Here is a 12,794-nt window from a genome sequence, read left to right as displayed (position 1 = left end):
AAGGAACAAGCATGAAAAACTGGATTTTTAAGTCTGCGCTCAAGGCATGCCTCAGTGCGTTACTGGTGGGCTCCGTTGCAATGTCCGCAAATGCCGTCACGCTCAGCAACGTGCCATTGTTCCTGAATGCGCCGGTCGCTCCTATCGTCATGCTTAATATGTCGAAGGATCATCAACTCTTCTACAAGGCGTACGACGATTATTCGGACGTGAACAAGGATGGCCTCCTTGATACGACTTATAATCATCAGATTGATTACTACGGCTATTTCGATTCCCAGAAGTGTTATTTATACACTAATGGGCGCTATGAGCCGGCCAGCTTGACGACAGATAAATATTGCAACAGTGGAACCACGACAGGGCAGTGGGCCGGAAATTTCTTGAACTGGGCCACCATGACCCGCATCGACGCTGTCCGCAAGATACTTTATGGCGGGTTGCGCTCTACCGATACTGCAACTGAAACGGTTCTACAACGCGCCTTTTTGCCCAACGACGCGCATAGTTTTGCAAAGTATTATCGTGGTTCCGATCTGCCTAAGCTGGCGGGCGTTTCCGTTACGGATTTTACCGACTCGCCCACTGCTGGTTTGACTATTTGCAATACGACGGTCGAGTCGAGCGGCTTTTCGCATAACTCCACCAGTGCCCCCCTCATGCGAGTGGTAAAAGGCAATTACTCGCTTTGGGCTGCGAATGAGCGTTGGCAATGTAGGTGGTCGGGCGAGCAAAATAAAAGCAACGGCAACGATGCGAGCAAGACTGGAATCAAGGCGTATTCAAACAGCCCTTCGAAGCCCAGCAGTTCGTCAAGCGGCGGCGACTTCAACGTTAGAGTAAAGGTATGTACTACCGCGTCCATGATTGGAGGCGAAAAGTGCAAGGCCTACAACTCGGAAACTGGCACATCCCTCAAGCCAATTGGCTTGTTGCAGACATATGGTGATAGCAATCTGATTAAGTTCGGTCTGATGACAGGGTCGTACAGCAAGAACAAGTCAGGTGGTGTGTTGCGCAAGAACGTCTCGAGCATGAATGATGAGATCGCTGCCGATACGGGGGTGTTTCAGTCTGCACCTGCCACGGGGGGGATCATCAGTGCACTCAATAAACTGACCATTTATGGTTACGACTTTGCTGATGGTACGTACAATAACAGCAGTGGCGATAACTGTAGCTGGGGGAAATCTTCTTTCAATAACGGGCAATGCACCAATTGGGGTAATCCGCAAGCTGAGATTTTTCAAGAATCGCTCAGTTATCTATCTGGCGGCTCCCCTGCTTTTGCTGTGTCGAACCCTGACAAGATCAGTGGTTTGATCTCGCCCGCTTGGAGTACCCCGATCACCAGTGCGAACTCTTGTGCGCCGCTTAACGTCATTCAATTCAATGCTAGTACGACCTCGTACGACGGCGACAACCTCTCCTCGTTAGGTTCGCCTACTTCCAGCACGAATGCGGTGGGAGCCGGAGAGTCAATCAACGGAGGGTCGTTCTTCATTGGGAAATCTGGCACTTCCGCCGATGGCCTGTGCACGCCCAAGACCATTGCTAACCTGTCCGATGCATCCGGAACCTGCCCCGACGCTCCCCGGCTGGAAGGAACGTACAAGATCGCGGGGCTTGCCAATTACGCCCGGACCCACGACCTCCTCCCGGCGCTTTCGGGGAACCAGAAAGTCAAGACCTATGGCGTGGCCTTGTCTCCCGCCGTGCCTAAAGTCGAGATCCCGCTCGCAAACGGGAAGAAGATAAGCATCCTTCCAGCTTGTAAGAACAGTTCTATCGGCGGCAACTGCGCGATCGTCGACTTCAAGGTCGTCAATGCGTCCAGCTCCGCAGGGAAGCTTTACGTCAACTGGGAAGATAGCGAACAGGGCGGCGACTACGACCAAGATATGTGGGGCGTGATCGATTACGCCATTTCAGGGTCGACCATCAGCGTGACTAGCCAGGTCATGGCCCAGTCGACTGGCGACAAAATGGGGTTCGGCTACGTCATAGGCGGTACTGAGTCGGACGGTTTCCACGTTCATTCCGGCATCAATGGTTTCCCGTTCCCGACCGATCCCAACCCGGGTGCAGGTACCGGTGAGGCTGGCTCATGTCGCAGCAGTGGTACGGAAGGGCCGTGCAACCTAGCCGGTACCACCACAACCACGCGTACCTATGTTATCGGTAGCACCTCAGCCAAATCGCTCGAGCAGCCGCTTTATTACGCAGCCAAATGGGGCGGTTTTGAAGACATCAACAACGATGGCAAGCCCAACACGCGAGAGGAGTGGGATGCAGACGGAGACGGCATCCCCGACACCTATTTCTTTGCAAGCAACCCCGCGCAGCTAGAGGCCTCGCTTGCGAAAGCGTTCGAGCAGGTTGCGGCGAGTGCGTCCTCGTCTGCGTCGGTTGCAACCAACTCGACCCGGTTGGACACCGAAACGCTGATCTACCAAGCTCGGTTCAATAGCAATGACTGGAGCGGTCAGCTTCTCGCATACAAAGTAGCGGCTGGAGGCGATATTAGTGTCGTCGCGTGGGACACCAACCAATCGGGCAAGATTCCCTCTCCGGGCAGCCGGAATATCGTGACCTGGACCGGCAGTTCCGGCGTTAGTTTGGACTGGTCGTCGCTGACCGCGGCGCAGAAGGCGGCACTGGCGGGTGCCTCGAGTCAAACTTTGACTACGGAACAGACGACGCTCGGTCAGAGACGGCTAGCCTGGCTAAAAGGCGCTCGCGATCAGGAGCAGCCAGCTGGAGAACTTCGTAAAAGGGATTATCTACTGGGTGATGTCGTTAACTCTGACCCGGTGTTCGTCGGTGCTCAGGATTACGGTTATGGCAGGTTGCCCGCTGGCACTCCAGGAGCCGATACATACGCAGCTTATGTCGCAACTAAGGCGAGCAAAAGTCCTTTGCTGCTGGTAGGTGCGAATGATGGAATGCTGCATGCATTTAACGCCTCGACCGGCGTGGAAGCCTTTGCGTATATGCCGAGCAAAGTCTTTGCAGATATTCGTAGGATTACCGCGCCTGACTATGGAAAGTTGTCGAACCCGCATCGCTACTTTGTCGATGGACCGATTTTTATTGGTGATGCCTATATCAACGGATCTTGGCGTACGGTTGCAATAGGGAGCTACGGCGCAGGCTACCGTGGAGTGTTCGCCTTGGACTTGACCAACGCAGGTAGCGCGACCGGATTTCGGCCCGCTGACGTCTTGTTCGAGCTAGATGATGTCAATTGGTCGGATATAGGCCACGTCATGAGCCCCGGTGTGGTCGGCCGTCTTCCTGATGGCACATGGGGCGCTGTATTCGGCAATGGGTACAACAGCCAAAACGAGCAGGCGAAATTGCTAGTGGTCAATCTCGCTTCGGTGGCTGACCGGGTAGCTATCTCAACAGCGACAAGCGCTACGGCTAACGGCCTGTCCGGGCCGGCGCTGCTGGCTAACGGGCAGCGCACTCTAATTCAGGCTTATGCCGGCGACTTAGCTGGGAATATGTGGAAGTTTGCTTTTACCGGAAATAACTCGACAACGCGAGCCAATTGGCAAGTGGCTTATAAGAGTGGCAATACGCCCGTGCCGCTCTTTGCAGCGAAGAACGAGGCCGGGCAAACACAGCCGATTACCTCGTTGCCTGAGTTGGGTTATAACCCGGATGGCAATCGGCTAATGGTGTTCTTTGGCACCGGAAGCTACTTCATGCCTGACGATGTTGTCGTCCCGACTCCGCCGGCGACATCGCGCGTGGAGACGTTTTATGGTCTCGTCGACGACGGGGGAGCGGTTCCCCAAACTAGCAGCAATGCCAGGAGTTCGTTGGTAGCCCAAACCATTTTGTCCGAAACAGACGTCGGTTCGCTATCGCTACGCAAGATATCCAACACCACGGTTAACTACAGCAATAAGTCAGGATGGTATCTGGATTTGGTAAAGCCAAACATGACCGGTACTTCGGGACGACAAGGTGAACGGGTGGTCAGCACGCCGATATTGCGCAACGGGCGAATTATTTTCCCGACGGTCATTCCATCCCAGAGTGTTTGTTCTGCAGGAGGAGAAAGCTGGTTGATGGAGCTTGATGCCTGGAGCGGTGGCCGTCTCGCGTATCCTGTGTTCGACGTGAACGGTGATGGTGTGATCAATGAGCTCGATCTCGTTAATGGCGATCCGATGAGCGGCAAGAAGTCTAGACAAGGCATCATCAAGACCCCTGCAATTATTTCGGCGGGTGACATTGAATACAAGTTCGCCAGCGGTACCGCGGGTGGGATCGATGTGACCGTTGAGAAAGGCGGTGCAAACGAAGGACGGCTTTCCTGGAGGCAACTACGCTAATGGCCCGTTATACGAAATTCAAAAATGCGGGACGCAGCACGGGCTTTACGCTTATCGAACTGATGATCGTTGTCGCGGTGATCGGCGTACTGGCCGCTATCGCTTACCCCAACTATCGAGAATATGTCATGAAGGGCAACAGGAGCGATGCGAAGGCAGCGCTGACCCGCTCCGCACAGGAGCTGACACGTTGCTTCACCAGTTTCAATCGATACGACCACGACGATTGTGCCGAGGCGGCTTTATATGATGCCGCCTACGCATCGCCGGAAGGCTATTACGCGCTTACTGGCGTCATAAACGCCACCACCTTCGTTCTCACTGCGACCGCCGCTGGCACCCAGGTAGGCGATACCGGTTGTAATACCTTTACGCTATCCAATACGGGGGCACGTACGGCTGCGACGTCAGCGTCTGCGGACTCCACTGCACGCTGCTGGTAAGATCCAGCGGTTCGTTCTCGGCCCCGGAGATTTTGGGTGAAGATTTGTGTAGTGGGCGCGGGTGTCATAGGGCTGCTTTCGGCATTGCAACTGGCGCAGCGGGGGGCTTCAGTAACGCTGCTCGACCAGCAAGCAACCGGCACCGAAGCCTCCTGGGCTGGCGGCGGAATAGTCTCGCCGCTCTATCCGTGGCGTTACAGCCCCGCAGTTACGGCATTGGCGCACTGGTCGCAGGACTATTATCCGCAGCTGGGTGACGCGCTTTTTCAGCAGGCCGGCATCGATCCCGAGGTGCACGAGACGGGGTTGTATTGGCTGGACCTGGATGACGAGGATGAGGCGTTGGCCTGGGCTGAGCGCGAAGGGCGCCCGCTGCGCCGGGTCGGCATGGACCAGGTGCATCTGGCTGTACCTGCGCTTGGCGCGGGCTTCGCCAAGGCGATATACATGCCGGGTGTAGCCAATGTCCGTAACCCACGCTTGCTACAGGCGCTGCGTGCCGCTTTAGCCAAGTTGCCCAATGTAACGATCATCGAGCACTGCCCCGTGAGCGGTTTCGTCCATGAAGGGGCGCGTATCGTTGGCGTGCAAACGGCCAAAGGCGAGATGCGTGCCGATCAGGTTGTAGTAGCGGCGGGCGCCTGGAGTGGACAGTTGCTTGCAACGCTGGGGCTAACGCTTCCGGTCAAACCCATGAAAGGGCAGATGATTCTCTTCAAATGCGCCGAGGATTTCCTGCCGAGTATGGTGCTGGCCAAGCGGCGCTACGCCATTCCACGACGCGATGGGCATGTCCTCGTGGGCAGCACGCTGGAGGACGTTGGGTTCGACAAGACGCCGACCGAAGATGCGCTGGAGAGCCTCAGGGCGACTGCCATCGAGCTGCTGCCGGCGTTGGCCGATGCCGAGGTCGCCAAGCATTGGGCCGGTTTGCGTCCCGCTTCTCCCGAGGGCGTGCCTTATATCGGACCGGTGCCCGGGCATGAAGGGCTTTGGCTCAACTGCGGCCATTTCCGTAACGGTCTGGTGCTTGCGCCTGCTTCGTGCCAGGTGCTTGCCGATCTGATGACTGGACAGGCGCCTTGCATCGATCCCGAGCCTTACGCGCCGGCCGGACGGCTTTGACGTAGACCGCCGCGGAGCCCGCAACTGAGTCGATCTGATTCGTTCTCGACCTTGTCGAGGCGCGATCGCATCCGCCTGGCCTCGTTTCGCGACTGTATGCCGGGGATATGACAGGTGCAGGGCGTGCAGCCTCAAGACCAGCTTCGCCCGCGGTGCAAAGCACAGGTTCTCAGCAAGCCGCTCACCATGGCCGGGTCGCACCGGCTACCGATTGCTCTATTACTGGCCTGGACGATCCCCGGGTCTACGTACGGCGCCTAATTGCTGTTAAATTGCCCGGCTTTGTGGCGCTCGCTCTGGCGGCGCCGATTTCTTCGCTCAAGAGGTTCGTGTGGCCAAGAAAACCACTTCCTTGTCTGGCCTTGGCGGGCTGGTGTTTTCCACCGATGCCGGGCGGCACTGCCCCGATTGCAGCCAGCCCCTGGACGCCTGTGTCTGCAAGCAGTCGATTATCCCGGAAGGCGACGGCATCGCCCGGGTTCGCCGGGAGAGCAAGGGGCGCGGTGGCAAGACCGTGACGACCATCACCGGCGTACCGCTGGCCGAAGCCGAGCTCAAGGAGCTTGCCAGTGCGCTCAAGCGTCGTTGCGGGACCGGCGGCGCGCTCAAGGACGGTGTGATCGAGATTCAAGGCGATCATGTTCAGCTCCTGCTCGAGGAATTGACCAAGCGCGGTTTCAAGGCGAAGAAGTCGGGTGGCTGAGGTCGTGTTCCATTCCATGGCGCGCTTGCGCTTATTTATCTGCGTACCGGCTGTCCAACCGGAGTCGCCCTTCTGTCGTCGCGCTATGCTCGGCAGGCCCACCCACGCTCAGGAGGCTTAGATGCCCGTACGACGTACACGTAAAGATGACGGCAGCCAGTGGACCGCAGCGGACAGCCGTAGCGTCTACGGCATTCGCCACTGGGGAGCTGGCTACTTTTCGATCAACGATGATGGTCATGTCGAAGTCCGCCCCCAAGGACCGACTGGCGAAGCCGTCGAATTCACCGGATTGATCGAGCAGCTGCGCGACGCCGGCCTGACGCTGCCGCTGCTGGTCCGTTTCCCCGGGATCCTGCAGGACCGGGTGCGCCGCCTGACGGGCGCATTCGATGCCAATATCGAGCGCCTCGAATACCAGAGCAAGTACACCGCGCTGTACCCGATCAAGGTCAATCAGCAGGAAGCTGTGGTCGAGAACATTATCGCTACGCAGAACGTCGCGATTGGTCTGGAGGCCGGTTCCAAGCCTGAGTTGATGGCCGTTCTGGCCCTGGCGCCCAAAGGCGGCACCATCGTCTGCAATGGTTACAAGGACCGCGAATTCATCCGCTTGGCGCTGATGGGCCAGAAGCTCGGTCATAACGTGTTCATCGTCATCGAGAAGATGTCCGAAGTCGGGCTGGTGATCGAGGAAGCGGCGGAGCTCAAGATCGTGCCGCAGGTTGGCTTGCGGGTGCGCCTGTCATCGCTGGCATCCAGCAAATGGGCGGACACTGGCGGCGAGAAGTCTAAATTTGGCCTGTCCGCCGCGCAGCTGCTTACCGTCATCGAGCGCTTCCGCGCGGCAGGTGTGGAGCAGGGCGTACGTTTGCTGCACTTTCACATGGGCTCGCAGATCGCCAACCTGGCTGACTACCGCGACGGGTTCCGTGAAGCGATCCGCTACTACGCCGAGCTGCGCGCCCTGGGGCTGCCGGTCGACCACATCGACGTGGGCGGTGGTCTCGGGGTCGACTACGACGGCACGCATTCACGCAACGCCAGCTCGATAAACTACGACATCGACGAATATGCCGGCACTGTGGTCGGCATGCTGAAGGAATTCTGCGATCGGCAGGAGCTGCCGCACCCGCACATCTTTTCCGAGAGCGGGCGGGCCATGACTGCGCACCATGCGGTGCTGGTCATGCAGGTCACCGACTTCGAGCGTCACAACGACGAAGCGCCCGTGATCGAGAACTACGATGAGCTGCCAGAGATCGTCCAGGCCTTGGCCGACCTGCTCGGCCCGACCGACCCGGAGATGGTCACCGAAACCTACTGGCGCGCCACCCACTACATGAGCGAGGCGGCCGCTCAATATGCCTCGGGCAAGTTGTCGCTGGCGCAGAAAGCGCTCGCCGAGCAGAGCTACTTCGCCATCTGCCGCCGCCTGTACAACCAGCTCAAGGCGCGTCAGCGCTCACATCGGGCGGTACTGGACGAGCTCAACGACAAGCTGGCTGACAAATACATCTGCAACTTCTCGGTGTTCCAGAGCCTGCCGGACACCTGGGCCATCGACCAGATCCTGCCGATCGTGCCGCTGCAACGGCTGAACGAAGAGCCCGTGCGGCGCGCCGTACTGCAGGACCTGACCTGCGACTCCGACGGCAAGATCAAGCATTACGTCGATGAGCAGAGCATCGAGAACAGCATGCCGGTGCATGAGATCCAGGCGGGCGAGGAATACTTCCTCGGTGTGTTCCTGGTGGGTGCCTACCAGGAAATCCTTGGTGACATGCACAACCTGTTCGGCGATACCGATTCGGTGAACGTCTATCAGCGCGAGGATGGCAGCTTCTACCACGCGGGCATCGAGACCCACGACACCATCGAGGACATGCTGCGCTATGTGCACCTGTCCCCTGAAGAGCTGATGACCTACTACCGCGACAAGGTATCGAGCGCGCGCCTGAGTGCCAAGGAACGCACGCAATATATCGATGCGTTGCGGCTGGGGCTGACTCGTTCGTCGTATCTCACGCCTTGAGCGGGGCGGCGCGTCGATCAGGTGCCAGTCGTTGGCATCTGATCGTCAGCCAGCCAGTTCTCACAGGATGAGCTTGTGGATACCGCTTTTCCGCCGGCTGTGATTCGCGGCTGGAGGCGGACCCTTCAACCAGAGACGAGGTGCGTGTGGGAGCCGTCTTGACCGCGACTCGATCTGCGCCAGAGCTGTTCGCGGTCGAGACCGCTCCCACGAGCTGCTTTACGCCGCGCAGGTGTAAGGCGGGCAGAACCCCACCGGGATGCTTCAGCCCACCACACCGGCACACCCTCCGGTCGCGGAACCGATAGGCTTTTGTCATTCCTGTGACTTGACTCAGCGGACCGGTAGAAGCGATCCATCGAGCGCAGAGCCGTGCTCAGACCTTGCGGACGAACTCGGACTTCAACTTCATCGCGCCGATGCCGTCGATCTTGCAATCGATGTCGTGGTCGCCATCGACCAAGCGGATGTTCTTCACCTTGGTGCCGACCTTGACTACCAGCGATGATCCCTTGACCTTCAGGTCCTTGATCACCGTGACCGTGTCGCCGTCTTGCAGCGTATTGCCGACCGAATCCTTGATCGTCTTTTCATCGTCGCCGTCCGTCACGGTTGCAGTGGCAGACCACTCGTGGGCGCACTCGGGGCAGACCAGCATCTGGCCGTCCTCGTAGGTGTATTCGGAGTGGCATTGGGGGCAGGCTGGCAAAGCGCTCACGGCAAATCCTCGGTTGGCGAAAGAAAAGCCGCGAATTATATAGGGTTTTAGCGGGCCAAGGGCGATCGGCGTGCCGACCCGCCCCTCATACAGGCTGCCGGACTGTCAGGGTGCTGCGCGAACGGGTGACAGCCCTCGACTCAATAATCGTCCTTGATCGCCCGGTAGCGCTCTTCCAGTTCGCGGCGAATCTGCCGGCGCTGCTGGGCCTGGGCGAAGCGACGTTTCTGATCCGGCGTCTGCGGCTGGAGTGTCGGGACAGTGGTGGGACGCCCATCCTCGCCAACTGCCACCATGGTGAAGAAGCAACTGTTGGTGTGGCGGACGGTCTTCTGGCGGATGTCCTCGGTCACCACCTTGATGCCGATCTCCATCGAGGTGTTGCCGGTGTAGTTGACCGAGGCGAGAAAGGTCACCAGCTCACCAACGTGTACCGGCTGGCGGAAGTTGACCTGGTCCACCGACAGGGTCACCACATACTGGCCGGCGTAGCGGCTGGCGCAGGCATAGGCGACTTCGTCGAGGTATTTGAGCAGCGTGCCGCCGTGAACGTTGCCGGAAAAGTTGGCCTTGTCCGGGGTCATCAGTACGGTCATGGTCAGTTCGGCATGTCCATCTAGCATGGTGCGCGGCTCGTGCTGGCAAAAAGGGGCCGCTACTTTAGTCGAATACGAAGCGGCTGTGTGCGCTCGGCGCGCTCTGCCTTCAGTTTATTTTTCGAGGGTCAATGTGGCATTAGCGCGCAGGCTTATGTGCAGCATAGCCGGTGCGCTCCGTTCGGTATGCCCGGTGATGGCATCGGCTCCATGTCGCTCTGGGCCGAACTGGCGTTGGCATTATGCGAATCGATGCGCAGCCGGCAAAAAACCGGGCGCGGGGATGAGGCTTTATTGACTTGCGCCAGTGTCCCGGCTGTTTTTCTCCCTATAGTCCAGGGCTGCTTTCAGACTCACAACAGCCCGTACCGGACTCGCCCATGCGCCTCATGACCCTCGTACTGCTCAGTTGCCTCGTCCCATTCGCCCATGCGGGCGAGGAGGCGATCGAACGCTTTCATTACCTGATGGGCGATGCCGAGCGGCGCGCGCAGGCCTACACGGCAGGCCAGGAGCGCGCCCTGTTCTGTGGCTACTGTCATGGCGAAAATGGCAACAGCAAACGCCCGCACATCCCCAACCTGGCGTCGCAGAACCCCATCTATCTGTTTCATTCGTTCGAGAAGTTCGCCAAGGGCGAGCGCATCGACTTCGTCATGTCGAAGCTGGCCAAGAGCCTGACGCTCGAGGACCGGGTGAACATCGCCGTGTACTTCAGCCAGCAGAAAGTCGAGCCGAAGGCGGTCGCCAGTGACGCGGCTCTGGTCCAGCGTGGCGAGACGCTGTTCCAGCACACCTGCACCGGCTGCCATGGTAGCCACGCGCAGGGCAAGGAGAACATGCCGCGCCTGGCCGGCCAGCCAAGTGAATACCTGAGCAAGGCGTTGAACCGGTTTCGTACCCACGACCCCAGCCGCGCCGGCTCGGTGATGATGGGGATCGCCGACAAGCTGTCCGAGGCAGATATCGAATCGGTCGTCGCCTACCTGACCCAGCTACACCTGAGCGAGCAGCAGGAACTACAGGCCAGCGCGCAATTGCTCGGAACCAAACCGGCATTGAGCTCCGCTCAGTAGCTTTTATAGGGCAGGAACTTGCCGGACATCACCACATTGACCCGGTCACCCTTCGGGTCCGGCTGGCGCTGGATGTCCATGGAAAAATCGATGGCGCTCATGATGCCGTCCCCGAACTCCTCGTGGATCAGCTCCTTGATGGTGCTGCCATAGACGTTGATCAGCTCGTACCAACGATAGACCAGCGGGTCGGTGGGCACCGCCGTCGGCAGTGACCCTTTATAGGGCACGATCTGCAGCCAGGCGACCGCTTCGTCGGGCAGTTCGAACAGCTTGCCGAGGGTTTCCGCCTGGGGCTTGTCGAATGCCATCTGCCCGAGACAGCCGGCGGTCGTCCACTCCTTGGACATGCCGATGGATTCGGCAACCTGGCGCCAGGTCAGGCCTTTACGCACCTTGGTTGAAACGATCATCTGGGTCACTTGGCTGCGGCAGGAAATCATGGCGGATCCTCGTCGAGATAGTCTGAGCCAGCCAGCGGTAGGCTGGTTGGCTAGCTCTCTGCAGGGGCTGTGCCAGCACCGCGGTTTCGGAATCAATCGTATTCGGAGGGTTCGTGGTCGCCGAGCAGGCGTCGCTGGCGGGCCGTCGCGGCCGCAAGCACGTGCGGGTTGAAGCGCCATTGCAGGTATGGCGAGAACTTCTGCGCAATCATCCGACGCCCATAGTGCACCTGCAGCAGGTAGCGGCTACGGTCAGACGTCCGGTTGCGGCTGCCGGCGTGCCAGAGATCGCTGCGAAACAGCAGTACGTCGCCGGCTTCGCAGAGCACCGGCTCCGGCTCGCAACCGTGCCAGTGGGTTTCGCCGGGGCGCGGTTTACGTCCGGCGCGGTGGCTGCCGGGGATCACCTGCGTCGGGCACAGGTCCGCATCGATCCGGTCGAGATACAGATGCGCCGTGCAGATCTGCATGGGCAGCTCGAAGCCGGGCTCGGCCAGCCAGCGCTCCGGCAGCTCCATGGCCAGATAATCGGCATGCAGCTCGCCACCGACGAAACCCGGATGGCTGCGCCAGGCGGTTTGTCCGATCACATGACAATCGGCGCCCAGGCAGGCCTCAGCCAGCTCGATCACGCCTGGCAGGTCGAGGTAGGGCAGCCAGAAGGGATCGCGATTGAAAACGCACTTGTAATGATCATCCACCAGACCCTGGTAATCCCAATGGATCGGCTCGATCGCGTCGATCGCGGCGCGTACGGCGTCGACCTGAGCGGCATCCAGCACGCCCGGCAGCAGCACGAAGCCGTCGGTATGGAGCGCTTCTAGCGCGGCAGAGGTGGTAGGCATAGGCGGTTCCGTCGTTGATCTCAACGGTTGGGCCGGTAGAGTGCCCCCGAGGTTCGATCCCGACGGGAGGATGGGCCGCACGAGGCGACAATCGCAACCATCCTGCAGCGACCTTTACCCCTCTTCCTTCCCTGCGCGCGGTCTTTGCATCGGAATAAAAAAGCGGAACCGCCGCACCGGCTTGTGGCCGGCCGCTGTTCCGCATCGTATTGAAGGCCAGACGCACGGCTTGTGACCCTGCGCGGGTTTCGCGAGCGCACTCAGCGAAAACCGCGACAGCCTAGTTCGTGAAGCTTTCGCGGAGCTGTCGCAGGAACAGGTGTCGATCAGGTTGGTGCGGCGCATTGGCGTATGGGCGAGCCAGGTGCTGACGATGTCGTTCGATGGGGCGGGTCGCAGGCAGAGCCAGCTCCTACAAAAGCGAGGCGGTGTGCGGTGTCGGAAGCGCGGCGGTGCGCAGG

The 12,794-nt window shown here is 59.4% G+C and carries 10 protein-coding genes; 6 read left to right on the top strand and 4 right to left on the bottom strand.

What is annotated here, in order from left to right:
- The first annotated feature begins 11 nt into the window (after positions 1-11).
- The 5 genes from KVO92_RS21560 to speA all read left to right on the top strand — a co-directional run bounded on the left by KVO92_RS21560 (position 12) and on the right by speA (position 8,655).
- Complete coding sequence (locus tag KVO92_RS21560) at positions 12-4,349, top strand: pilus assembly protein (protein ID WP_217477641.1); 4,338 nt, start codon at positions 12-14, stop codon at positions 4,347-4,349.
- Entirely contained in the window at positions 4,349-4,792 is a 444-nt protein-coding gene (locus KVO92_RS21555) for a type IV pilin protein (RefSeq protein WP_217477640.1), read from the top strand. Before KVO92_RS21560 ends, KVO92_RS21555 begins: the two co-directional genes overlap by 1 nt.
- A gap of 36 nt (positions 4,793-4,828) precedes the next feature.
- Positions 4,829-5,917: a glycine oxidase ThiO gene (gene thiO / locus KVO92_RS21550; protein WP_217477639.1), complete on the top strand. Its 1,089-nt coding sequence runs from the start codon at positions 4,829-4,831 to the stop codon at positions 5,915-5,917.
- A 331-nt stretch (positions 5,918-6,248) separates the two neighbouring features.
- Positions 6,249-6,620, top strand: a complete 372-nt coding sequence (locus tag KVO92_RS21545; protein ID WP_217477638.1) for a translation initiation factor Sui1 — start codon at positions 6,249-6,251, stop codon at positions 6,618-6,620.
- A gap of 121 nt (positions 6,621-6,741) precedes the next feature.
- Complete coding sequence (gene speA, locus KVO92_RS21540) at positions 6,742-8,655, top strand: arginine decarboxylase (RefSeq protein ID WP_217477637.1); 1,914 nt, start codon at positions 6,742-6,744, stop codon at positions 8,653-8,655.
- 376 nt (positions 8,656-9,031) lie between these two features.
- Here the strand turns inward: speA and KVO92_RS21535 are convergent, their stop codons facing one another.
- Positions 9,032-9,373, bottom strand: a complete 342-nt coding sequence (locus KVO92_RS21535) for a zinc ribbon domain-containing protein YjdM (RefSeq protein WP_217477636.1) — start codon at positions 9,371-9,373, stop codon at positions 9,032-9,034.
- A gap of 140 nt (positions 9,374-9,513) precedes the next feature.
- On the bottom strand, positions 9,514-9,996 hold the full coding sequence (locus KVO92_RS21530) for an acyl-CoA thioesterase (RefSeq protein ID WP_217477635.1): 483 nt from the start codon (positions 9,994-9,996) through the stop codon (positions 9,514-9,516).
- A gap of 353 nt (positions 9,997-10,349) precedes the next feature.
- Between KVO92_RS21530 and KVO92_RS21525 the strand changes: the two genes are divergently transcribed.
- Positions 10,350-11,045, top strand: coding sequence for a c-type cytochrome (locus KVO92_RS21525; protein WP_217477634.1), 696 nt, complete (start codon positions 10,350-10,352; stop codon positions 11,043-11,045).
- Here KVO92_RS21525 and cynS read toward each other — a convergent pair.
- Positions 11,039-11,488 (bottom strand): cyanase, encoded by a 450-nt coding sequence (gene cynS, locus KVO92_RS21520; RefSeq protein ID WP_217477633.1) that lies wholly within the window; start codon positions 11,486-11,488, stop codon positions 11,039-11,041. The genes KVO92_RS21525 and cynS overlap by 7 nt on opposite strands.
- 92 nt (positions 11,489-11,580) lie before the next feature.
- On the bottom strand, positions 11,581-12,333 hold the full coding sequence (locus KVO92_RS21515; RefSeq protein ID WP_217477632.1) for a phytanoyl-CoA dioxygenase family protein: 753 nt from the start codon (positions 12,331-12,333) through the stop codon (positions 11,581-11,583).
- Between the last annotated feature and the right edge of the window lie 461 nt (positions 12,334-12,794).

Origin of the sequence: Stutzerimonas stutzeri, assembly GCF_019090095.1 — a bacterium.
Classification (GTDB): domain Bacteria; phylum Pseudomonadota; class Gammaproteobacteria; order Pseudomonadales; family Pseudomonadaceae; genus Stutzerimonas; species Stutzerimonas stutzeri_AN.
This window is presented reverse-complemented; position numbering and strand designations above follow the sequence as displayed.

Excerpts from the sequence above, each read along its gene's own strand:
- KVO92_RS21560 (WP_217477641.1), top strand. The coding sequence starts at position 12 with ATGAAAAACTGGATTTTTAAGTCTGCGCTCAAGGCATGCCTCAGTGCG.
- KVO92_RS21555 (WP_217477640.1), top strand. The coding sequence starts at position 4,349 with ATGGCCCGTTATACGAAATTCAAAAATGCGGGACGCAGCACGGGCTTT.
- speA (WP_217477637.1), top strand. The coding sequence starts at position 6,742 with ATGCCCGTACGACGTACACGTAAAGATGACGGCAGCCAGTGGACCGCA.
- KVO92_RS21530 (WP_217477635.1), bottom strand. The coding sequence starts at position 9,996 with ATGCTAGATGGACATGCCGAACTGACCATGACCGTACTGATGACCCCG.
- KVO92_RS21525 (WP_217477634.1), top strand. The coding sequence starts at position 10,350 with ATGCGCCTCATGACCCTCGTACTGCTCAGTTGCCTCGTCCCATTCGCC.
- cynS (WP_217477633.1), bottom strand. The coding sequence starts at position 11,488 with ATGATTTCCTGCCGCAGCCAAGTGACCCAGATGATCGTTTCAACCAAG.
- KVO92_RS21515 (WP_217477632.1), bottom strand. The coding sequence starts at position 12,333 with ATGCCTACCACCTCTGCCGCGCTAGAAGCGCTCCATACCGACGGCTTC.